Source organism: Populibacterium corticicola, from assembly GCF_042683685.1.
Lineage (GTDB): Bacteria > Actinomycetota > Actinomycetes > Actinomycetales > Cellulomonadaceae > Timonella > Timonella corticicola.
Window position 1 is genome coordinate 618,989 of the sequence record NZ_JBHUOP010000001.1, and the last position, 22,136, is coordinate 641,124.

Sequence of the window (22,136 nt, forward strand, 5' to 3'; positions counted from 1 at the left end):
CATGCTTATTCACGTTGATGTTCGCGACGTCGTTCCTGCCGACCTCAAGGAAGTCGCTGAACTGTGCGCCCGCGCCCGTGATGAGTCCGCATTGGGCACGCAGATCTGTGTGGGAGAGTCCGACCGGCTTGAGCGTCACCTTGGCGTATACGCGCAACTTCCTGAGGGTCACGTCTTGGTGGCACAGATCGACGACGAGATTGCGGGATTCGCCCTCATTCGTACGGTGACACCGGGCCCATTCGTCGAGGTTCCCACGGTTTATCTTGAAGCGATCTACGTTGCCGAGAAAGCCCGCCGTCGAGGTGTAGGTCACCACCTCCTCAACGCCGTGGCACACAAAGCAGTTGAGACTGGTGCCGTCGAGGTCTATTCGCTTCCGCTACCGGGTTCCCGTGGCCTGCAACGCTTCTTGGTGCGTTTGGGCTTCGCTCCTGCGGGTGCTCACCGCGTTGTCTCGGTGGCGGCCCTTGTGCGCAATGTTGATTCCGAGTTCAAGCGTTCGAAGCGCCGTTCTGGTAGTCGGATGCTTGATGACCTGATTGCACGTCGTCGTCGCGCACGCATTGAAACCAACAGCGGCCCACTCGACCTGCGTGCCTTCCAAGCTGCCTACGCGGCTGACAGAGTTGCCGTCGATGAGCAACGCCAGCAGCCAGCGCAAGCTGCAGCCGGAGAGTAGAAATCGCGTCTAGCGTGCCTCGATAATCATGCAGGTGAGGCGTGAGGTGCAGATGCGACGGCCCGACTCGTCGGAAATGATGATTTCGAAACTGGCAGTGCTACGGCCAAGGTGAATCGCCCGCGATTCCCCATACACAACCCCTTCTCGGATGCCTGCGTGATGTGTTGCATTGATCTCGATTCCCACAGCAGCCTTTCCCGGGCCGGCATGCGCTTGCGCGGCAATGGACCCCAATGTTTCAGCGAGGACCACGCTCGCGCCTCCATGCAGCAGGCCAGCAGGCTGCGTATTGCCCTCAACGGGCATGCGACCTGTGGTGAGGGCAGGGGTAACCTTGGTTAGTTCGATCCCCATGCGCTCAATGAGCGTACCCTGAAGTGAAAAACCGGCAGTGTTCAACGTGTCGTTTGATTCCATACAAGATAGGTTTGCAGGTGTGAACGAGTTTGCGCGACCCCGTCTCTTAATTATCGATGGCCATTCGATGGCCTTCCGAGCCTTTTTCGCGCTGCCGGCGGACAAATTTGTCACGTCAGGTGGCGCTCACACCAATGCGGTGCACGGTTTCATCAATATGCTTGTCTCTCTGATCACGCAGGAGAAGCCAACCCATATCGGTGTGGCTTTCGACGCTGGTTCGCATACCTTCAGGACCGATGAATATCCCGAATACAAGGGTGGTCGAGACGCCACCCCTGAGGAGTTCAAGGGACAGGTGCCGCTCCTCAAGGATGTGCTTGCGTCTATGAACATCAAGTTCCTCGACAAGGACATGTTCGAGGCCGACGACATCCTTGCAACCTGGGCTGCCGAGGCGACCGCGAACGACATGGAGGTTCTCGTGTGTTCCGGCGACCGCGACGCATTCCAGTTGGTCAACGAACATGTGACCGTGCTCTATCCGGTCAAGGGCGTTTCGGAACTCAAGCGTTACACACCGGAAGCGGTTGAGGAGAAATACGGGGTTAGACCAGAGAACTATCCTGACCTTGCAGCGCTGACGGGGGAGACCGCAGACAACATTCCCGGAGTCCCCGGCGTCGGCCCCAAGACCGCCGCTAAGTGGATCACTCAGTTCGGTTCGCTTGAGGCGATCCTGGATGGTGCCGACACGATCAAGGGCAAGGTTGGCGACAATCTTCGCGCGCACCTTGATCAGGTTCGCCGCAATCGTCAGATCAACCGACTGCTGACCGACGTTGATTTGGCAATCGGGGTGCTGGACCTGGGCATGGCTCCGTGGGACCGCGAGGCGATGAACGAGATCTTCGACGTCCTCGAGTTTCGCACGCTACGTGAGCGCCTGTTCAAGTTGATGCCCGCTGGTGAGGTTGAGGGCTCAGCGGTTCAGACGCCCGATATCGAACTCGATGTCACAATCTTTGACTCTGAGCACACTGTGTTGGACTGGCTCGACGCGGCTGGACCTGACCCCGTGTCCGTCGTGGTTGAGGGCACGCAGACCCCGTACGGCGGGTCGGCCTGGACCGTCGCGCTCGGAAGCACTGGAGATCGTGTGGGCGTTGCACGGCTCGATGAACTCTCGGACGCCAACACGGTTGCGCTGCGTGACTGGCTCGCCAACCAACAGGCTCCCAAGGTCGTCCACAACGTGAAGGGCGTATGGCACGCCTTGAACCGCTTTTCCGGTGGAATCAGGGGCGTCCGGTTCGATGTGGAGTTGGGCGCCTATCTGGCGCACCCAGACCAGCGTACCTATGGCCTTGACGTGCTTGCGGAGCGCTACCTCTTCACCTCTCTCGCTCCAACCGAGACTTCGGGTCAGGGAGAGTTCGATCTGGGTCTTGAAGACGACAGCCAAAACCAACGGCTCGCTCTTCAGGCATCGGCAGTGTTGAAACTTGAGGCGCTCCTGCGAACTGAACTGCGGGAACGTAATTCGCTCTCGCTGATCGAGGACTTGGAACTTCCGCTCGCGGACGTGCTGGCTTCGATGGAGCACGACGGCGTTGCCATCGACACTCAGCACCTGCGTGGCTTGGAGGGCTTCTTCGCTCAGGAAGCAGAAACAGCGGCAAACGAGGCGTACGAGGCCATTGGCCGGAAGGTCAACCTTGGTTCGCCGAAGCAACTCCAAGAGGTCCTGTTCGACCAACTGGACATGCCCAAGACCAGGAAGACGAAGACCGGTTACACCACGGACGCCGCGGCGCTCTCAGACCTGTTCGAGAAGACCCAGCATCCATTCCTCAAGCATCTGCTGTCGTACCGCGACGTCACGAAACTCAAGCAGACCGTTGAGACTCTGCTGAAGTCGGTCACGCCGGATGACCGTATACACACGACCTTCCAACAGACCGTAGCGGCAACGGGTCGTCTGAGCTCGACTGATCCGAACCTGCAGAACATTCCCGTGCGTTCAGAGATGGGCCGCCGTATCCGTGAGGCATTCATCGTGGGCGAGGGATATGAAACCCTCATCACGGCAGACTACTCGCAGATCGAAATGCGCATCATGGCGCACCTGTCTGGTGACGACAGTCTGATCGCGGCCTTCAAGGCTGGGGAGGACCTGCACAACTACGTCGGCTCCCGTGTGTTCAACGTGTCCACCGACGAGGTCACACCCGAGATGCGATCAAAGGTCAAGGCGATGAGCTATGGCCTGGCCTACGGCCTCACAGATTTTGGACTGTCCAAACAGCTCAAGGTGTCGGTGTCTGAAGCACGCACGCTCATGGAGGACTACTTCGAACGCTTTGGGGGCGTGAGCAGGTACCTTCACGAGGTGGTCGAGCAGGCTCGGGTGGACGGCTACACCGAAACGATTCTGGGACGCCGTCGTTACCTCCCCGACCTGACGAGCGACAACCGGCAACGCCGTGAGAACGCCGAGCGCGTTGCTCTCAACGCACCGATCCAGGGAAGCGCAGCCGACATCATCAAGATCGCCATGATCCGGGTGGACAAGCGCCTGCGTGAGGAGAACCTCGAGTCGCGTCTACTCCTACAGATCCATGACGAACTCCTCATCGAGGCTGCCTCCGGCGAGATCGAAGAGGTCGAGGCCATCCTGCGCGAGGAGATGTCGGGTGCGATGGAACTCTCGGTTCCGCTCTCTGTGTCCGTGGGACGGGGCAGGAACTGGCACGAGGCCGGTCACTGATAACTTGAGCCCGCCCTGAGTCCTGGAGAGGCCTTGAGGCGCGAAGCGCGAAGCGCGCCGCACCCACGCTGGGTGCGGCGCGCTTCGACGTTCACCATCGGATCGTCGGCAAGCAGGAAACTAGGCAGGCTTATCGCACACAAAAATGGCGGTTCCAGGGAGGAGCGCTCCGCGCTCCGGCCCCCAGCCACCCCACACGTTCGTGTTCTCGTGCGGCCACTCCGGCTCAACCACATCAACGATGCGCAGGCCCGATGCCGCAATATCTCGGACGTGATCGCCAATCGTGCGGTGATATTCGGCGTACTCAACCCGGCCCGCGGCATCGAACTCAACGTACGGATCACGTGCGAAATAGGAACGCGTGATGGTCGTGCCGTGGCGAGTCGGGTCATCGGGGAACATCCACCGCGCCGGGTGGGTCACCGAACACACCCAGCGCCCACCTGGCGCAAGCACGCGAAAGATCTCCGTGTGAATCCTACGCGCGTCGGGCACAAAGGGAATCGCCCCAAATGACGTGAACGCGGCATCGAAGCTTCTGTCCGCGAACGGCAATGTCCGCGCATCACACTGGACAACTGGCACCCGCGTGCCAGCAGTTTCGTCTATCTGACGACCAGCCACCAGCATCGCATGCGACAGATCGCTCGCCACGACACGCGCGCCGCGGCGCGCCAACCAACGCGAACACTGGCCTGCCCCGGAACCAATTTCCAGAATCTGCTTTCCGACGAGTCGGTCAGTTGGTCCAAGCAGTTGCGCCTGTGATTCGCGTAGTCCTTCGGGACCCCACACGAACTCGGCATCCCCCAGAAAATCCCCGTTCTCTTCGAGGTACTCTGCGGCATTGGCATCCCACCACGACTGTGCAGCCGCAGATGCAGCGGGTTCGGGAATATCCTCATAACCAATTCGTCCATGACTCATGGGTGCTCCTGGGAAGTTTTAGGTGGGGTCCGCACTGGGCGAATCAACGCTTCGTCGCTTCGATTCTAGGTGAGCAGGACTTAAGTTTTACCTGACATTCACGATGAGAAGGTAAGGTAAAACCGCTGGAAGAATCCGCCGATAGGGTTCATTTTCGGTACGAAACGTCTCACGTGGCGCCCGCGCCACTTACTCAGGGAGTTATGAATGCGCATCGGCCTGCTCACAGGTGGAGGGGACTGCCCAGGACTCAACGCCGCAATTCGAGCGGTAGTTAAGCAGGGACTCGGCGAGTACGGTCACCAGATCATCGGTTTCCGTAATGGCTGGAAGGGCGTGGTTGATGGTGATGTGGTCCAGTTGGACCGCGCCAACATCCGCAACATCCTGCCACAGGGTGGCACCATGCTCGGAACCGCACGCTTCCACCCGCACTCCGCAGGCGGTATGGAACAGGTTATGGCCACCCTCGAGGCCGAGCGCATCGAGGCTCTCATCTGCATCGGTGGTGACGGAACCCTCAACGCGGCGCAGAAGGTCGCTGAGGAGGGCATCAAGATCGTCGCGATCCCCAAGACGATCGACAACGACGTCTACGGAACAGACCTCTCCATCGGCTACCACACGGCAGTGAACATCGCGACCGAGGCCATCGACCGCATCCACACCACCGCGGAGTCCCACAACCGCGTCATGGTTGTGGAGGTCATGGGGCGCCACGCCGGATGGATCGCATCCGCTGCCGGTATCGCCGGTGGAGCCGAGGTTGTGCTGACGCCTGAGGAGCCATTCGACATCGAAAAGATCGTGAAGTTCCTGAGGCATCGTCACAAGGCTCACGCAAACTTCTCGATCATCGTGGTTGCGGAAGGTGCCGCACCCGCAAAGGGAAGCGCAATGGACTTTGAGGTCCAACTCGGACAGTACGGCGAGATCATCGCCGGTGCCATCGGTGAGCGGGTATCGAAGGAAATCCAGGAACGCACCGGGTTCGACACCCGCCTCACCGTTCTCGGACACGTGCAGCGCGGTGGTACGCCAACCCCAACCGACCGTATCCTCGGTTCCCGCTTCGGTGTTGCCGCAGTAGACGCAATCACCCAGGGACAGACCAACGTGATGACCGCCCTCCGTAACGACGAGATCGTGCTTGTGCCACTTGAGGAAATCGCAGGCAAGCTCAAGACCGTCCCAGACGAGTTGCTTCGCGTGGCGAAGGCGCTGGCTTAATCGCAGGCGCTCCCGCATAAGCGGACGAAGGCCCTCGAACGTGGGCGGATTCACAGTCAATCCGCCCACGCGAGGGCCTTAACTGTTTGACCCTGTTTCGGGTGCGCAGGTAGGCTAGAACATGGTGTTTTGATTCAATTTGCGTTTGTCGCGCTCATTTTTCTCGACATCATTCATCTATCCGCACTACTTTTTGTCCGCATCGGAGCATTAGACTCAATGAGCAACAACACCCCTCAGGTCGCTATCAACGACATTGGTACCGAGGAAGAATTCCTCGCTGCAGTTGACGCAACCATCAAGTACTTCAACGATGGCGACATCGTTGAGGGCACCATTGTCAAGGTTGACCGCGACGAGGTACTCCTCGACATCGGCTACAAGACCGAAGGTGTCATCCCATCTCGCGAACTCTCCATCAAGCATGATGTAGACCCAGGCGAGGTTGTAAACGTAGGCGACGCCGTCGAGGCACTCGTTCTCCAGAAGGAGGACAAGGAAGGTCGTCTGATCCTGTCCAAGAAGCGCGCACAGTACGAGCGCGCCTGGGGCACCATCGAGAAGATCAAGGAAGAGGACGGCGTCGTTACCGGTACCGTCATCGAGGTTGTCAAGGGTGGTCTTATCCTCGACATCGGTCTTCGCGGCTTCCTCCCAGCATCCCTCGTGGAGATGCGTCGTGTCCGCGACCTCATGCCATACGTTGGCAAGGAGATCGAGGCCAAGATCATCGAGCTCGACAAGAACCGCAACAACGTTGTTCTGTCCCGCCGCGCATGGCTCGAGCAGACCCAGTCCGAGGTTCGCTCCACCTTCCTCCAGACCCTCCAAAAGGGTCAGGTACGCCCAGGTGTTGTTTCCTCCATCGTCAACTTCGGTGCATTCGTTGACCTTGGCGGCGTAGACGGTCTCGTCCACGTTTCCGAGCTCTCCTGGAAGCACATCGACCACCCAGGTGAGGTCGTTGAGGTTGGTCAGGAAGTTACTGTTGAGGTTCTCGACGTTGACTTCGACCGCGAGCGTGTATCGCTGTCCCTCAAGGCAACCCAGGAAGACCCATGGCAGACCTTCGCTCGCACCCACGCGATCGGACAGGTTGTACCAGGTAAGGTCACCAAGCTCGTTCCATTCGGTGCATTCGTTCGCGTTGAGGACGGCATCGAGGGTCTCGTGCACATCTCCGAACTCGCTGTTCGCCACGTTGACCTGCCAGAGCAGGTTGTCAACGTTGGCGACGACGCATTCGTCAAGGTCATCGACATCGACCTTGAGCGTCGCCGCATCTCGCTGTCGTTGAAGCAGGCAAACGAGGGTGTTGACCCAGAGTCCGAAGAGTTCGACCCAGCACTCTACGGCATGGCCGCTGAGTACGACGAGCAGGGTAACTACAAGTACCCAGAGGGCTTCGACCCAGAGACCGAAGAGTGGCTCGAGGGCTTCGAGGCACAGCGCGAGGCTTGGGAGAACGAATACGCCAAGGCACACGCACGCTGGGAAGCACACCGCAAGCAGGTTGCAGAAGCCGCTAAGGCAGACGCCGAAGCAGCAGCCGCCGCTGGCGACGCAGCCGAGGAAGAAGCACCAGCTTCCTACTCGTCCGCTCCGGTTGAAGAGGTCGCCGCTGAAGGTACCCTCGCATCCGACGAGGCTCTCGCAGCACTGCGTGAGAAGCTCACCGGAAACTGATCTGACCCGCATCCCGTGCGGATGCTAGTGGATTGACTCGAAGGCCGACTGTATTTTCCAGTCGGCCTTCGGCGTATCATCGTGTCTATGCGCCATAAAGTTCTGCTGACCGGATTTGAACCCTTCGACGGAGCAGCCCACAACCCCTCAATAGATGCGGTGCGCACGCTAGCGCAGGAAGGTATCGAGGGAATCTCCTTGGAGGTACTGGAATTACCAGTCGAGTTCGTGGGTGCGGGGGAGTTGGTGTGTGCGGCCATAGCGCGTATCCAACCTGACATTGTGCTGAGCGTTGGTCTTGCCGCCGGTCGCTACGACATTACTGTTGAACGGGTTGCGGTCAATCTGGCCGATGCCCGTATCGCCGACAACAGTGGCGAGCAGCCAGTCGATCAGGAACTTGCGACCGGTGGGGTAGCAGCCTACTTCAGCACTCTGCCCGTCAAGGAGATCGTCGCTGCGATCCGGGGCACCGATGTTGCGGCCTCCTTGTCCTATAGCGCGGGAACCTACGTGTGCAACGCGGTCATGTACCACGCGCTGCGTGTCACCGCTGACGGCTCGACCCAGGCGGGGTTCATTCACGTACCGGATGTGTACGCAGTCGACTCCAAGATGACACTGGAGGACGTTGTAACAGGCCTGCGAGCGGCTGTACTCACCTGCACCGGGGATAGGGCCGAACTAAGCCTTGAAGAAGCCGCAGCGATGGGCCGCGAGTACTAGCCCTCCTGCTGTTCGGCGAACTGCGTACGATACAACTCAGCGTAGAGTCCGCCGCGCGTCAACAACTCCTCGTGCGTGCCCTGTTCCACGAGCTCCCCCGCCTCGATCACGAGGATGCTGTCGGCATTACGGATGGTGGAGAGCCGGTGTGCAATGACGATAGCCGTACGCCCCGAGAGCGCTTCATCGAATGCTGCGGCGATCGCGGCTTCAGACTCGGAATCCAGGTGGGCCGTCGCCTCATCGAGCACCACCACGTCGGGGGATTTGAGTAGCAAGCGTGCGATAGCCAAGCGCTGGCGCTCACCACCGGACATACGATACCCACGGTCGCCGATCACGGTGTCCATTCCGTCCGGCAGGGTGCTGACCATCGGCCAGATGTGAGCGGAGCGAAGTGCCGTGATGAGTTCCGTGTCGGTGGCATCAGGTTTGGCATAGCGTAGATTGTCGGCGATTGACTCGTGGAACATATGCGCATCCTGCATAACCACACCGATTGTGGCGCGCACCGAGTCGAATGAAGCGGTTTTCAGGTCTACCCCGGCAACTCTGACCACACCATGCGTTGGGTCGTACATGCGGGTGACAAGGTGGGAGATCGTGGTCTTGCCTGCTCCAGACGGTCCCACGATTGCCGTGGTATGCCTGGGCTGGATGGTGAAGCTCAGGTGCTTGAGCGTGTCCGTTGCTGGATCGTTGACCAGGGTGGACACACTTTCGAGCGAGGCAAGCGATACGTCTGCGGCCCGAGGATAGCGGAACGTCACGTTTTCAAACTCAATGGATGCCCCATTCGCCCGGACAGCAGGGTGCAGGTCTCGTGGCTGTGGCAGTTCCTTGATCATCGGATCAAGGTCAAGGACCTCAAGTACCCGCTCAAACGACACGAGTGCGGTCATGACGGTGACGTGTACGTTCGAGAGCGCGGTCAGCGGTGCGTAGAGTTGGCCAAGGTAGGCGGCAAGCGCAACCACCACACCCACGGAGAGTTCCCCAGAGATCGCTTGAAGACCACCGAGCCCGTACACGGCCGCAATGGCGATTGCCGAGATGGTTGTGAGGGTGACGCGGAAGACCACCTGGTACATCGCGGTCTTCACACCGATGTCGCGCACCTGCCCGGCTTGGCTCGCAAATTTCTTGAGCTCGCCCTGTGGGTTTCCGTAGGTCTTTGCCAGGTATGCGCCGGAGACGTTGAACCGCTCGTTCATGGTCTGTGCGGCGTCGGCGTTGAGGTCGTAACTCTGTCGCGTGATGTGTGCAAGTCGTGGTCCCATCCATTTCGCGGGGAACACGAAGGCTGGCAGGAGCAAGAGGGCCAGAAGCGTAAGTTTCCAGGACATCGTGAACATGGCGACGAGCACGAACGTGACGGTCAAAACGTTGGAAACAACCTGCGAAAGCGTGGTGGTGAAAGCCTGCTGTGCACCAAGAACGTCACCATTGAGCCGCTGTACGAGCGCGCCGGTCTTGGTTCGTGCGAAGAACGCGATGGGCATCGACTGCACGTGATCGAAGATCGCAGTGCGTAGATCGAAGATGATTCCCTCACCGATCTGCGCGGAGACCCGGCGTTCAAAGATCGACAGCGCAGCGTTCACGAGCGCAAGTCCGGCGATTACCAGCGCGACCATGATGACAACGTTGCGGTTGGCTGCGGTGATGCCATCGTCGATAATGAGCCGGAACAGCATCGGCTGTGCAGCCGAAATGGCTGCCGCGAACGCGATGAGCGTCAGGAACACCGTGAGTTTCCCCTTGTAGGGTCTCGCAAACGTGAGGATACGCTTGACCGTGCCCTCACGTAGTTTGTGCTCTTTGACAGAGGAGTCCTGCTGGAAGGTGCGGAAGTAGCTTCCACCACCTCCACGGCCACCGCCACCGGCGTTCATGGACATGGGTGCTCTCCTTGGGGGACTACGGCCTGTGGGTCGATGGTTCGTGGGCGCGAAGGTGCGCTATGAAGTCTATGTTGCGCTTAGCAAGGTTGCGAGTTCTATATATGCTTTTAAACCACGTAATGGGGCGTTTTGCACCAACTGGCGCATCTAAAGAATCGCATACGACACAGTTTATGGAGACTTAATAAGCCTTGTGACGGATCGGTAGCGTCCACAATGAGACCCATGTAGGAGTGCAATGGCGGTGGATTTTCTGGGGCTGATGCCGGGCAAGAATAGGCTAGCGAGCGGAGGCCATGCTTTGGGTGATTTTCTGTGTTCCAGATGCGTGGACACTGTGGGGCGCATAACGTCAAAGACATGGTCGGATTCATCGTTTTTCTTCTCATTGCATGGGCTGTGCTCTCGATCCTCGGGTTTGTGATCGAAGGGCTTTTGTGGCTCGGGTTCATCGGTTTGGTCTTGTTCGCCATCACGGTGGTGGTGTTGTGGATCAAACGCAAAGCTAGCGACACCACCACATAGATGTTGTGGTGTCTGGAGTGAGCGTGGAGGGAGGTTATGTCATGCGTGCTCTTGTAGGAGTTGCCACGGTCTTGACAATTGTTGGTGGCGTGAACTGGGGTTTGGTCGGTTTCTTCGATTACAACCTTGTCGATTCGGTGTTAGGTGAAGGATCGACTGGTTCCAAGATTGTGTATGGGGCTGTTGGTGTTTCGGCGTTGATAGCTTTGGCGAATTTCGCGTATTTGAAACGCGGGGAGCCTGCCCGTTAGGGTGGAAGGCGGAGGGGCCAGCAGTTGCTGGCCCCTCCTTTTTTGTGCATACATAAGATCGCACACCGTGGCAGATTAATCATGGGCGGTTGTGTATCTGGGGTTTCGTGTATGAATCGTTTGCTACGACGCAGTGCTTGTGCTGCACGGGATGAGTCTCGATTAGCTCGCGTGACACGGCCCTTCGTGTTAGTCATCTGATTATTTAGGTGAGGGGCATGCTCGGCGTGAACTGTTACTTGAATAGTTCGTCAAGAAGTCGGTCTGTTCCGGCGATAATCTGCTTGTGAGAGTACTTAAACCCCATGGCACGCCACTGCCGACATGTCTTACAGCGTTCCCACGGAACACACCTGCCACGCAGCGACACAGCAGCAATTGTCGCCACGAAAATGACTGCCATGATCACTATGCCAGCCCACCTGGCTGAGGGCCACACAAACAAGATCAACGTCAATACAGCGACCATAAGGGCCGTGATTTTCAGTACAAGTTTCATTGATTACTCCACGGTTTAGGCTGCCGTCAGCCAGTCCAAAAGCGCGACATGCTCACTAGAGCCTGACGCGATATCACGTTCCTTTATCACCTGTTCCACTAGGACTTTCCGTGTACATAAGACATATCCGAAAGGTGTGAGGTATGCCCACCAGTAGACGGGTGAACTAGAGGTTTAAGTGCGGGATCGTCGTATGGGGAGATGGAATAGCCCAGTTCACGGGCTTTCTCTTGATGAGATTCCACCCACCCGTGACACACCCTAACTCCAGACCCACACCATGAGGCTTGCGACCAACGAGGTGTACTTGGGAAAGGGGCGCGTGACCAGGCTGCGAAATGGGAGATTCTTTGTTAGCCGTTTGAAACGGATGACACGAGCTATCTCAGTCTTTTCGACGTATCTCAGCTCATTCATGCCGGAATGTCACCAATCGCGGTGGTGCGAAGGCTGAGCTACAAGGACGCGACGGAAACCTTGAAAGCACACTCGCATCCGTGGCCAGATGGCTATGCAAAGATGGCATCACATAGGTGATCTGATTACTTTTGAACATCCAGATAGCGTTCAACGATAGTGTTTTTGCGTGTGAGGTCTGGGAGTAGCAGTATGGAGTCTATGATTCGAATTGGGTTGACAGGTGGCATCGCCTCGGGGAAGTCAGCGGTTTCAGAGGTACTTTCATCCCTTGGCGCGCTCGTGGTTGATCATGATGTGCTTGCGCGGGAGGCGGTTGCGCCTGGTTCCGTTGGCTTGGAACGTATCGCGGCGGCCTTTGGCAGTGGCGTCATTGACGACGATGACTCGCTTGATAGGACGGCTCTCGGTGCGATCGTTTTTGCTGACACGCAGAAACTCGAACAGTTGAACTCGATCGTACATCCCGAGGTCAGGCGGCTCGCGCTGGAAGCTGATGCCCGCGCGGAGGAAGGCGGCAGGATCGTCGTCCATGATATTCCGTTGTTGGTAGAGACAACACAACAGCATGATTTCGATGCCGTCATCGTGGTTGAGGCGCCGCTCGAACAGAGAATCGCACGCATGATTGAACATCGGGGAATGACTCGCGAGCAGGCCCTCGCTCGAATTGATAAGCAGGCCAGTGATGAGGAACGGCGAGCCATTGCCGATTATCTGGTTGTGAACGACGGCACCCTTGAGGGCCTAGATCGGGCAGTGCGTACGATATGGCAGGCGATTGTGGCTGAAATCTAGAAAATTTTTATGACTTCTGCGTGCGCGTATCCGCTGTGAACGCATGCCATAGATTCGCAAGAAATATGGGCGCTTAGGTAGTCCTAATTTTCTGACAGTGCACGTTGAATCCCGCAAACACTAGTGCCTCTGAGAGGGTGTGCAAGCCGGTTCAACAATAAAATCAAAACAAATATCTCGGTAACCACAAACGCCGTTTTGGTGGCAAAATCCCAGTTCAGGGGCTTGGGACCAAGGGCCCCGTGCAGTGGGAAAAGCCGGATCTAATGTGTAGTTCCAACATCACTCGCACTGATTTATGGAGCCGCACAATGGTCACTACTGATACGACCGCGACTACACCCGTTGGATTTCGACAAGCATTCCGCAAAGATCTTGAGAACTGGGACCCAAACTGCCCCCACAGTTGGAACAGCAAAGTCGCATGGTCCACCCTGTGGGTTACAACGTTCAACCTCGTCCTTGCGTTCATCATCTGGTACCTTCCAGGTGCTCTGGTGCCAACCCTTGGCACTTTGACCGGGTGGAACCTCAGCGACACCCAGTCGTACTGGCTGCTCGCGATGCCAGGTCTGTCGGGCGGAATCCTGCGACTGGTGTGGATGACTCTGCCACCGATGGTCGGCACCAGGAAGATGCTCGTCCTATCAACCTTGCTCATGCTTATCCCATTCCTGGGATGGACCTGGGTGGTTACACTGCCGCAGCAGCCAGCCTATGGTCTGCTTCTGGCACTCGCGCTGGCCGCAGGTATCGGAGGTGGCGTCTTCTCGGGGTACATGCCATCGACATCGTACTTCTTCCCGAAATCTAGGCAGGGTACGGCGCTGGGGCTGCAGGCGGGCATCGGTAACTTCGGTGTCTCAATCGTGCAGTTTGTTGTGCCGTGGGCGATCGGCTTCTCGATGTTCGGCATTGCCGGTCAGATTTCCCGCACGACATCGGGTGAGCAGGAAGTATGGCTGCAAAACCCAGGTTTGATCTTCATCCCATTTGCTGTCATCGGATTCATTCTTGCGTGGACCATGTTGAAGTCGGTCCCTATGAAGTCGAACATCAAACAGCAGTTCGATATCTTCAACAATAAGCACACCTGGCTTATGACCATGCAGTATGTGCTGACCTTCGGTATTTTCTCCGGTCTCGCTGGAACTTTCGGCATGCTACTCAAATCCCAGTTCGGCCCTGAATACATCAAGTGGGTGTTCCTTGGTGCTCTGGTTGGCTCGTTGGTGCGAATGTCGTGGGGTCCACTGTGTGACCGCTTTGGAGGCGGTATCTGGACGTTTGTGGCAGGCGTAGGAATGGCCGTATCCGCTGGCGTGGTCTTGTATGGACAGGTTAGTGCCGGTGCGGATGGTCCCAGTTTCGCGGTGTTCATGACCGGTATGCTCATGATTTTCTTTTTCGCCGGTATTGGAAACGCTTCGACCTTCAAGCAGATGCCTATGATTTTCAACGCCCGTCAAGCTGGGGGAGTTATCGGGTGGACTGCGGGTATTGCCGCTTTTGGCCCGTTCCTGTTCTCCATTGCCTTCAGCTATCTATCCCGCGAGATGGTCTTCTCCATTGTGATCATCTATGCACTCGCTTGTGCTGCAACCTCGTGGCACTTCTACGCACGGCCTGGTGCGGAAGCGAAAAGCTAGTTACTGACCCAGCACCTCAACTTTGAGTTCGGGTACCCACATATCCACATCCACCGAAAGGAGGCGAGCAACGCCATGGTCTTTACCGTAGATCTGAAAGAACGTGTCGACCCGAATGCTCGCGTTGAACTGGTGGAGCATCCCGTTGATCATGCCTGCGTTGAGTGCCCCAACACTGACTGTGTGCGTGTCTTTGGTCCTGCCGAAAGGGGCATGATTGAGCACGATCGCTCGCTGTTTGTCGCGCATCGCGAAATCGTAGCCGTGCAACTCCGTGGGGCGTTCTCCGTGCAGGTTGGTGAGCCTGCTGCGCGAGTCTGCTACCAAGATTTCGGGTGCGTACCACAGCGCATCGAGCTTAGCGATAACCGCGTTGAGTGCGTCTCGTTCGCTGAGGTTTTCGGCGGTGCCCAGAGCGGCGAGACGCACACCCCAGGCCATACCGATTTCGTGGAGGGTGCGTACAGGCCGTTCGCACATGCTGGCAAAACTGAACGTCAAGGTTTCGGCGAGCAGCCGAAAGCCCTGCGCTCGCTCATGGGTTTGGTTGGGCAAGATCCCAACGTACAGCACTTTGGGGCGGCCAGGGGTAGAACGTGGCTGCTGGCGACGTTCAGCCAAACCCGCGTCAACAAGCGATTCCAGATGAAACCGCGCCGTGTTGATGTGCACGCCTGCGTCAGCGGCGACTTCGGAGACCGTAAGCGGTTCGCGGGTGTCCCGGAGCAACTGAATGATGTGGGTGCGCCGACCCCCATAGTTGCTCTTTCCTGTGGTGCCGTCAAACCCGTAGGTGTTCAGCGCGTTAGTCATCGTTGTCTCCTTTGGCGCGAATTATCCCGCATGGCGCGAGCACCACAGGCAGAGATTACTCCCAAGATTTTTCGTTTCTATGACCAACTTAGCCATGGTTCGGTAAACACATGCCGGACCTAAGACCCAGCCCCCAAGCGCGTAGACATGTACGCGTACTCGCCCGCAACCACTTAAGGAGAGCAAACTCATGAATGCTTCTGAACAAGAGGGTATGACACCGCTCGTGAAGAAACTCATGCGGACTCGCAGCCTGCTCCCACACACCGAGGTTTTCGACAACACGCACGCCCTCATTGAAACCAACTCTTCTGAATGGGATGAGTTCTACCGTAATCGCTGGTCCCATGACAAGGTTGTCCGCTCAACTCACGGAGTGAACTGCACGGGCTCATGCGCCTGGGATGTTTACGTCAAGGACGGCTTGATTACGTGGGAACATCAGGGTACAGACTACCCAACGACCGGCCCTGATTCTCCAGAGTACGAGCCGCGCGGCTGTCCGCGTGGTGCATCGTTCTCGTGGTACACGTACTCGCCGGGGCGCGTGAAGTACCCCTACATTCGCGGAGTGCTGTTGGAGATGTACCAGGCAGCAAAGCGAGAACACAGCGACCCGGTTGATGCGTGGGAGTCCTTGGTTGAGTCCCCGTTAAAGGCCACCATGTACAAGCAGGCGCGCGGTAAGGGTGGGTTTGTCCGCGCCGATTGGGAACTGGCGACTGAGATGATTGCCGCCGCCCACGTGTACACCACCAAGAAGTACGGCCCAGATAGGTGTGTTGGCTTCACTCCTATCCCTGCGATGTCGATGGCCTCGTTCGGGGTCGGAACCCGATTCTTGTCCATGATTGGTGGCACACTCTTAAGTTTCTACGACTGGTATGCGGATCTACCTCCCGCGTCACCGCAGATCTGGGGTGATCAGACTGACGTACCGGAGTCGGGGGACTGGTGGAACAGCAGTTACATGATCATGTGGGGGTCAAACATCCCGATTACCCGCACACCGGATGCTCACTTCTTAACTGAGACCAGGTACAAGGGCACAAAGGTTGTTGCCGTGTCCCCGGACTATGCGGAGAACGTGAAGTTCGCGGATGACTGGCTGGCACCTGCTCCTGGTACTGACGGCGCGTTGGCGCTCGCAATGGGGCACGTCATCCTGGCGGAGTTCTACCGGGACCGGACCGTGCCGTACTTTGAGCAGTATTCGAAGCAGTTCACAGACCTCCCGTTCTTGGTGCGCCTTGAGCCGGGTGAAGACGGCGTGTTCACGGTGGGGAAGTTCCTGACTGCCGCTGATCTGCCGGAGGCCGGTGTGACCGGTGCAACGGGTACTCGATCAGAGTTCCGTCCGGTGTATCTTGACTCGGTTACCGGCAAGATTACGGTGCCCAATGGGACGCTTGCGGACCGCTGGACGGATGAGGGTAAGGGCCGATGGAACCTGGACCTTGAGGGACAGGACCCGGTTCTCTCCCTGTATGAGGACAGCTTCGAAGGTGTTGCATCTCGTGGGGTTGAGGTTGTTTTGCCTCGATTCGATGAGGGGGAGACTGAGGGCGGTACGGTCATGAACCGCGGTGTGCCTGCCGTGGACGTGGCTGGGATAACGGTCACCACCGTGTATGACCTGATGCTCGCGAACTACGGGGTAGGACGCGACGGGCTGCCTGGGCAGTGGGCGCTTGGATATGATGACGCAAGCGTTGTGGGTACTCCGGCATGGCAAGAGGAGATGTCGGGGGTGCCACAGGAGCAGTGTGCGCGTATCGCCCGGGAGTTTGCTCGTAACGCGGAGTTGACGCAGGGACGCTCGATGATCGTCATGGGTGCGGGTACGAATCACTGGTACCACTCGGACACGATCTACCGTACGTTCATTTCGTTATTGACGTTGACTGGCTGCCAGGGAAAGAACGGTGGCGGGTGGGCGCACTATGTGGGACAGGAAAAAGCGCGCCCGGTGACGGGGCAGCAGCACATGTCCTTTGCGTTGGACTGGCAGCGGCCAACCCGCCACATGGCTGGTACGGCTTTTTGGTATGTGGCCACAGATCAGTGGCGGTACGACGGGTTTGACGCTGCCGAACTGATGTCTCCTGCTTCGGGCAAGCGGCTTGGGCGCACGTCGTTTGCGGATTGTCTTGCCCAGGCCCAGCGGCTTGGCTGGACTCCGGGGCATCCCGGTTTTGACCGTAATCCGTTGCAGATTTGCGACGAGGCGGCAGCGTTGGGTCAGCCCGTTGCGGACTATGTGGTGGATCAGTTGCGCGAGGGCAAGCTGAAGTTCGCGATTGAGGACCCTGACGCCCCTGAAAACTTCCCGCGAGTGCTCACGCTGTGGCGGTCAAACCTGATCGGCAACTCGGCGAAGGGTAACGAGTACTTCTTGCGGCACCTGCTTGGAACAACGGATGCCGTGCGGGGTATGGAAACTCCGCACGAGATGCGCCCCAAGGACATTACGTGGCGGGAGAATGCAGCCCGTGGGAAGTTGGATCTTCTGACCACGATTGATTTTAGGATGACCGGTTCGGCGTTGTTCTCTGACATCGTTCTTCCTGCTGCCACGTGGTATGAGAAACAAGATCTTTCCACTACGGATATGCACCCGTTTGTGCATGCGCTCAATGCGGCGATTACTCCGGCGTGGGAGTCGCGTACTGACTATGACGCGTTCCTTGTGATTGCGGATAAGGTTTCGGAGATGTCCAAGGTGCACCTTGGGACGCGCACGGATGTTGTTGCTGCACCGCTCACGCACGATACTCCGGATGAGATGGCTCAACCTCATGGTGTCGTGCAGGACTGGAAGACCGGTGAGGTTGACCCTATTCCGGGTGTGACGATGCCGCGTCTGGTCACGATTGAGCGCGACTACACCAAGATCGGTGAGAAGATGCGCGCCGTCGGTCCGCTGATCTCTACTGCAGGCACGACAGTCAAGGGTGTGACGATAGTGCCGGAGTCGGCCATTGAACATCTGGCTAAACTCAACGGTGTTCAGCGTGAAGGCGTAGCCAAGGGGCGTCCGCGCCTTGAATCCGCCTATCACTTCTGCGAGGCAATCCTCGCCCTGTCCGGAGCAACCAACGGTGAGGTCTCTGTTGCGGGGTTCAAGGAGTTGGAGAAGCGGGTCGGCAAAAAGATGCATGACCTTGCCGAGGAGAACGAGGAACGTAAAATCACGTTTGCTCAGGCGTTGAGTGGGCCGCAGCCCGTGTTCACCACGTATGAATGGTCCGGTTCGGAGAAGGGTGGGCGTAGGTACTCGCCGTTCACGATCAACCTTGAAAAGGAAAAGCCGTGGCACACCATCACGGGCCGTCAACACTACTTTGTCGATCACGACTGGATGCAGGCGCTCGGCGAGCAACTGCCCGTATACCGTCCGCCATTGGACATGGCTCGCCACTACGGTGATCAGGGATTCACGGACGGCAAGGGCACGGGGGTTACCGTCCGGTATCTTACCCCGCACTCAAAGTGGTCCATTCACTCGCAGTACCAGGACAACCCGTACATGCTTGGCCTCTCTCGCGGTGGTCCGGTGATCTGGATGTCTGTCGAAGATGCGGCGGAGGCCGGTATCAAGGACAACGAATGGATTGAGGCGGTCAACCGCAACGGTGTCGTGACGTGCCGTGCGGTGGTCAGTCACCGTATGCCGCAGGGCACGGCGTACATGTACCACTCCAAGGACCGGAACATTGACGTGCCCAAGACCGAGACCTCGGGTAAGCGCGGAGGCATCCACAACGCGCTCACCATGATCATGATGAAACCCTCGCATTTCCTTGGTGGCTATGGACAGTTCACCTATGCGTTCAACTACTACGGCCCGACGGGTAACCAGCGTGACGAACTCACCGTTATCCGCCGCCGGTCACAGGAGGTCCAGTACTGATGCGTGTCATGAGTCAAGTTGCGATGGTCATGAACCTCGACAAGTGCATTGGGTGTCACACCTGTTCCGTGACGTGTAAGCAGACGTGGACGAACCGCGATGGTGTCGAGTACGTCTGGTTCAACAACGTGGAAACTAAGCCAGGTCTGGGCTACCCGCGTGGGTATGAGGATCAGGACCGGTGGCGTGGTGGTTGGGAACTTGACCGTAAGGGCAAACTCCGGCTGCGTTCTGGTGGTAGGCTGCGCAGGCTCGCGAATATCTTTGCGAACCCTGATCTGCCTTCGCTCGATGACTATTATGAGCCAGCCACCTACGATTTCGATCAGTTGGTTACTGCCCCTGCGGGTGATGATGTTCCGGTGGCCCGTCCAAAGTCAGCTATTACGGGCAAGGATATGAAGATCGAGTGGGGTGCCAACTGGGATGATGACCTAGCCGGTTCGCCAGAGATCGCTCACTTGGACCCGAACCTCAAGGGGATGGCGGACAAGGTCAAGATGTCCTTTGAGCAGACCTTCATGTTCCACCTACCGCGGATCTGCGAACACTGCCTGAATCCGGCCTGCGTCTCTGCGTGCCCGTCCTCGGCAATGTACAAGCGGGTTGAAGACGGTATCGTCCTTGTGGACCAGGACAAATGCCGTGGTTGGCGGATGTGTGTCTCGGCCTGCCCGTACAAAAAGGTGTACATCAACCACCAGACTGGAAAAGCGGAAAAGTGTACTTTCTGCTTCCCCCGTATTGAGGCGGGCATGCCGACGGTGTGCGCTGAGACCTGCGTGGGACGACTGCGTTACATCGGCATTGTGCTCTATGACGCGGATGGCGTGGAGGCGGCGGCTTCAGTGAAGGATGATTCGGAGCTGCTTGATGCTCAACGCAACATCATTCTCGACCCGTTTGACCCGGAGGTTCTGGCCGCGGCCCGGGCGGAGGGAATCCCGGAGGACTGGTTGAAAGCCGCTCAGGAATCGCCGATCTACAAGCTCATCCACAAGTACAAGATTGCGCTTCCGTTGCACCCTGAGTACCGCACGATGCCGATGGTCTGGTATGTGCCGCCGCTGTCTCCCGTGCTGGATGTGACCGAGGAACTGGGGTCTGACAACACGAGTGCCGACGAGGTGTTCCACACGATTGCTTCCCTGCGTATACCGATGCAGTATCTTGCCTCGATCTTCTCTGCCGGAGACGTTGACGTGGTGGCCGGTGTCTTGATGAAGTTGGCCGGAATGCGTACATACATGCGTAATCGGACTGTGGGTGGGAAAATCAGTACCGACATCATCGAGAAGATCGGTATGAGCGGCGAAGACATCGAAGAGATGTATCGGCTTCTTGCCATCGCAAAGATGAGTGATCGGTACGTGATCCCGAAGGCTCACACCGAGCGTGCTGCTGAAATGGCCTCGTGGGCGTCGGGTTGCTCGTTGGACGGTCCTGGTGGACCTGGTATGAGTGCGGCTGCTACGCGTGGCGGAAAGGTTTCCCTCACACTGCAACGTAGGAGGCCACAGTGAGCGCACCAACTACCGGGCGAAAACCGGTTGCTATCCCACTGTTTCGGCGTTCGAAGCGCAGGGATCTGGTGGAGGTCCCGGGACGCGCTGATGTCCTTGCGCTCATCTCGGTTTTGCTGGGCTACCCGGATGAGGAGTTCGATAGTTTACGCGCCGATCTGGCTCAAGCGGTGGCTGCTCTTCCGCAGTCTGCCGCAGCCACGTTGGTTCAAAAATTTTGGGGGCAGTTCTCCCACGTCGAGCCGAGTGAGGCCCGCCGCCACTATGTGGAAACCTTTGATCTGCGGCGTAATTGCTCGTTGTTCCTGACGTACTATCTGCACGGAGACACCCGGCAACGGGGCATGTCGTTGCTGATGTTCAAGCAGCGATACCGTGCCTACGGATTCACACCGCCAGAAAACGAACTCCCGGACTATCTGCCGATGGTTCTCGAATTCGCGGCAACAACGGGTCCAGGTGTGGGGGAAGGGCTGCTCCGTATGCACCGCAGCGGGCTTGAGGTGATCCGTACGGCACTGCGCAAGCGGAAGACCGCGTACTCGCTGTTGTTCGATGCGGTGGATGTGCTACTCGGCCCAATTACGCAGAAGCAACTCGATGAGGCTAGGCAACTGATCAGCGCTGGCCCACCGCAGGATTCCATCGGCCTCGAATCACCCCTTGCTGGATATGGCCAAGCCGATGCGAATGTCCCGTTTGGTCCGCCTGCCTACACCTGCTCGGAGAGACGAGAACCCCAATGAACACTTTCCTCTATGTTGTTTTCCCGTACGTGTGCCTAGCCATCTTTATCGTGGGCCATATCTGGCGCTACCGCCACGACCAGTACGGATGGACCACGCGTACCAGCCAGGTACTCGAAAATCGGTGGCTTCGTCTGGGATCGCCGCTGTTCCACTTTGGAGCGCTGTTCGCCATTCTCGGCCACGTCGGAGGGTTGTTGATCCCGCCCTCGTGGACCCGATTCGTCGGTATCTCCGATCACACCTATCACGTGGTCGCCGTTGCTGCCGGAACAGTTGCCGGAATCTTCTTGAGCGTCGGGCTCGTCATTTTGTTGATTCGTAGGTTCTGGTATTCAGAGCGCATCAAGGTGGTCACCACTGGATGGGACTATGTGCTCTATGTCCTGCTCACAGCGGAGATCTTTGTGGGAATGTGGCAGACCGTGGCCATCAACGTGTTTGGCGAGGGCTATGAGTATCGCGGAACCATCTCGGTGTGGTTCCGGCAGTTGTTCATCCTACAACCGGACAGCTCACTCGTCTCGGGGGCACCGTTCTGGTATCAACTGCACATCGTGCTTGCCTGCCTGATGCTTGCGGTGTGGCCGTTCACCAGGTTGGTGCACGTGTGGTCGATCCCGATCATGTATATGACACGACCGTTTGTGGTGTACCGCCGCAGGTTTGAGCCGGATGTCTCCCCGACTCTTAAGCAGCCTGTCAAGCGGTGAT

17 protein-coding genes are annotated in these 22,136 nt (G+C 57.9%); 13 read left to right on the forward strand and 4 right to left on the reverse strand.

Features of this window, described 5'->3' with window-relative positions:
• Window position 1 precedes the first annotated feature (1 nt).
• Window positions 2–682, forward strand: a complete 681-nt coding sequence (locus ACFSYH_RS02875; protein ID WP_377464981.1) for a GNAT family N-acetyltransferase — start codon at window positions 2–4, stop codon at window positions 680–682.
• 9 nt (window positions 683–691) lie between these two features.
• Here the strand turns inward: ACFSYH_RS02875 and ACFSYH_RS02880 are convergent, their stop codons facing one another.
• On the reverse strand, window positions 692–1,102 hold the full coding sequence (locus ACFSYH_RS02880) for a hotdog fold thioesterase (RefSeq protein ID WP_377464983.1): 411 nt from the start codon (window positions 1,100–1,102) through the stop codon (window positions 692–694).
• Between the two features lie 19 nt (window positions 1,103–1,121).
• On the opposite strand from ACFSYH_RS02880, the gene polA reads away from it, so the two are divergent.
• Window positions 1,122–3,812: a DNA polymerase I gene (polA, locus tag ACFSYH_RS02885; RefSeq protein WP_377464984.1), complete on the forward strand. Its 2,691-nt coding sequence runs from the start codon at window positions 1,122–1,124 to the stop codon at window positions 3,810–3,812.
• A gap of 120 nt (window positions 3,813–3,932) precedes the next feature.
• Here the strand turns inward: polA and ACFSYH_RS02890 are convergent, their stop codons facing one another.
• Window positions 3,933–4,742, reverse strand: coding sequence for a class I SAM-dependent methyltransferase (locus ACFSYH_RS02890; RefSeq protein WP_377464985.1), 810 nt, complete (start codon window positions 4,740–4,742; stop codon window positions 3,933–3,935).
• A 207-nt stretch (window positions 4,743–4,949) separates the two neighbouring features.
• Here ACFSYH_RS02890 and ACFSYH_RS02895 point away from each other — a divergent pair, with 207 nt between their 5' ends.
• The 3 genes from ACFSYH_RS02895 to pcp all read left to right on the forward strand — a co-directional run bounded on the left by ACFSYH_RS02895 (window position 4,950) and on the right by pcp (window position 8,384).
• On the forward strand, window positions 4,950–5,972 hold the full coding sequence (locus ACFSYH_RS02895; RefSeq protein ID WP_377464986.1) for a 6-phosphofructokinase: 1,023 nt from the start codon (window positions 4,950–4,952) through the stop codon (window positions 5,970–5,972).
• Window positions 5,973–6,191: 219 nt separating this feature from the next.
• Window positions 6,192–7,658 carry a 30S ribosomal protein S1 gene (rpsA, locus tag ACFSYH_RS02900; protein WP_377464987.1) on the forward strand — a complete coding sequence of 489 codons (1,467 nt, stop codon included), beginning with the start codon at window positions 6,192–6,194 and terminating at the stop codon, window positions 7,656–7,658.
• 87 nt (window positions 7,659–7,745) lie between these two features.
• The gene (pcp, locus tag ACFSYH_RS02905; RefSeq protein WP_377464988.1) at window positions 7,746–8,384 is read left to right on the forward strand and encodes a pyroglutamyl-peptidase I; all 639 of its coding nucleotides are present in this window, start codon (window positions 7,746–7,748) and stop codon (window positions 8,382–8,384) included.
• Here pcp and ACFSYH_RS02910 read toward each other — a convergent pair.
• Window positions 8,381–10,285 (reverse strand): ABC transporter ATP-binding protein, encoded by a 1,905-nt coding sequence (locus ACFSYH_RS02910; RefSeq protein WP_377464989.1) that lies wholly within the window; start codon window positions 10,283–10,285, stop codon window positions 8,381–8,383. The two genes, pcp and ACFSYH_RS02910, sit on opposite strands and share 4 nt — an antisense overlap.
• Window positions 10,286–10,648: 363 nt before the next feature.
• On the opposite strand from ACFSYH_RS02910, the gene ACFSYH_RS02915 reads away from it, so the two are divergent.
• From ACFSYH_RS02915 to ACFSYH_RS02930, 4 genes are all read left to right on the forward strand, one after another.
• Window positions 10,649–10,813, forward strand: a complete 165-nt coding sequence (locus tag ACFSYH_RS02915; RefSeq protein ID WP_377464990.1) for a hypothetical protein — start codon at window positions 10,649–10,651, stop codon at window positions 10,811–10,813.
• Between the two features lie 41 nt (window positions 10,814–10,854).
• Window positions 10,855–11,064, forward strand: coding sequence for a DUF378 domain-containing protein (locus ACFSYH_RS02920; RefSeq protein WP_377464991.1), 210 nt, complete (start codon window positions 10,855–10,857; stop codon window positions 11,062–11,064).
• A 1,108-nt stretch (window positions 11,065–12,172) separates the two neighbouring features.
• Entirely contained in the window at window positions 12,173–12,778 is a 606-nt protein-coding gene (gene coaE, locus ACFSYH_RS02925; RefSeq protein WP_377464992.1) for a dephospho-CoA kinase, read from the forward strand.
• Between the two features lie 311 nt (window positions 12,779–13,089).
• Window positions 13,090–14,427, forward strand: coding sequence for an MFS transporter (locus ACFSYH_RS02930; protein WP_377464993.1), 1,338 nt, complete (start codon window positions 13,090–13,092; stop codon window positions 14,425–14,427).
• Here the strand turns inward: ACFSYH_RS02930 and ACFSYH_RS02935 are convergent, their stop codons facing one another.
• The gene (locus ACFSYH_RS02935) at window positions 14,428–15,240 is read right to left on the reverse strand and encodes a helix-turn-helix transcriptional regulator (RefSeq protein ID WP_377464994.1); all 813 of its coding nucleotides are present in this window, start codon (window positions 15,238–15,240) and stop codon (window positions 14,428–14,430) included.
• Between the two features lie 190 nt (window positions 15,241–15,430).
• Between ACFSYH_RS02935 and ACFSYH_RS02940 the strand changes: the two genes are divergently transcribed.
• The 4 genes from ACFSYH_RS02940 to narI are packed head-to-tail and all read left to right on the forward strand — an operon-like array spanning window position 15,431 to window position 22,135.
• Complete coding sequence (locus ACFSYH_RS02940; protein ID WP_377464995.1) at window positions 15,431–19,153, forward strand: nitrate reductase subunit alpha; 3,723 nt, start codon at window positions 15,431–15,433, stop codon at window positions 19,151–19,153.
• Entirely contained in the window at window positions 19,153–20,676 is a 1,524-nt protein-coding gene (gene narH / locus ACFSYH_RS02945; protein WP_377464996.1) for a nitrate reductase subunit beta, read from the forward strand. The genes ACFSYH_RS02940 and narH overlap by 1 nt, the downstream gene beginning before the upstream one ends.
• Complete coding sequence (gene narJ, locus ACFSYH_RS02950) at window positions 20,673–21,422, forward strand: nitrate reductase molybdenum cofactor assembly chaperone (RefSeq protein ID WP_377464997.1); 750 nt, start codon at window positions 20,673–20,675, stop codon at window positions 21,420–21,422. The genes narH and narJ overlap by 4 nt, the downstream gene beginning before the upstream one ends.
• On the forward strand, window positions 21,419–22,135 hold the full coding sequence (gene narI / locus ACFSYH_RS02955) for a respiratory nitrate reductase subunit gamma (RefSeq protein WP_377464999.1): 717 nt from the start codon (window positions 21,419–21,421) through the stop codon (window positions 22,133–22,135). The genes narJ and narI overlap by 4 nt, the downstream gene beginning before the upstream one ends.
• The last annotated feature ends 1 nt before the right edge of the window (window position 22,136 follow it).

What these genes read in the sequence shown, in the direction of transcription:
- ACFSYH_RS02935 (WP_377464994.1), bottom strand. Translation starts at nt 15,240, where the DNA reads ATGACTAACGCGCTGAACACCTACGGGTTTGACGGCACCACAGGAAAG.
- ACFSYH_RS02920 (WP_377464991.1), top strand. Translation starts at nt 10,855, where the DNA reads ATGCGTGCTCTTGTAGGAGTTGCCACGGTCTTGACAATTGTTGGTGGC.
- ACFSYH_RS02895 (WP_377464986.1), top strand. Translation starts at nt 4,950, where the DNA reads ATGCGCATCGGCCTGCTCACAGGTGGAGGGGACTGCCCAGGACTCAAC.
- ACFSYH_RS02930 (WP_377464993.1), top strand. Translation starts at nt 13,090, where the DNA reads ATGGTCACTACTGATACGACCGCGACTACACCCGTTGGATTTCGACAA.
- narI (WP_377464999.1), top strand. Translation starts at nt 21,419, where the DNA reads ATGAACACTTTCCTCTATGTTGTTTTCCCGTACGTGTGCCTAGCCATC.
- ACFSYH_RS02910 (WP_377464989.1), bottom strand. Translation starts at nt 10,285, where the DNA reads ATGTCCATGAACGCCGGTGGCGGTGGCCGTGGAGGTGGTGGAAGCTAC.
- ACFSYH_RS02880 (WP_377464983.1), bottom strand. Translation starts at nt 1,102, where the DNA reads ATGGAATCAAACGACACGTTGAACACTGCCGGTTTTTCACTTCAGGGT.
- ACFSYH_RS02915 (WP_377464990.1), top strand. Translation starts at nt 10,649, where the DNA reads ATGGTCGGATTCATCGTTTTTCTTCTCATTGCATGGGCTGTGCTCTCG.
- ACFSYH_RS02940 (WP_377464995.1), top strand. Translation starts at nt 15,431, where the DNA reads ATGAATGCTTCTGAACAAGAGGGTATGACACCGCTCGTGAAGAAACTC.
- ACFSYH_RS02890 (WP_377464985.1), bottom strand. Translation starts at nt 4,742, where the DNA reads ATGAGTCATGGACGAATTGGTTATGAGGATATTCCCGAACCCGCTGCA.
- narH (WP_377464996.1), top strand. Translation starts at nt 19,153, where the DNA reads ATGCGTGTCATGAGTCAAGTTGCGATGGTCATGAACCTCGACAAGTGC.
- rpsA (WP_377464987.1), top strand. Translation starts at nt 6,192, where the DNA reads ATGAGCAACAACACCCCTCAGGTCGCTATCAACGACATTGGTACCGAG.
- ACFSYH_RS02875 (WP_377464981.1), top strand. Translation starts at nt 2, where the DNA reads ATGCTTATTCACGTTGATGTTCGCGACGTCGTTCCTGCCGACCTCAAG.
- pcp (WP_377464988.1), top strand. Translation starts at nt 7,746, where the DNA reads ATGCGCCATAAAGTTCTGCTGACCGGATTTGAACCCTTCGACGGAGCA.
- coaE (WP_377464992.1), top strand. Translation starts at nt 12,173, where the DNA reads ATGGAGTCTATGATTCGAATTGGGTTGACAGGTGGCATCGCCTCGGGG.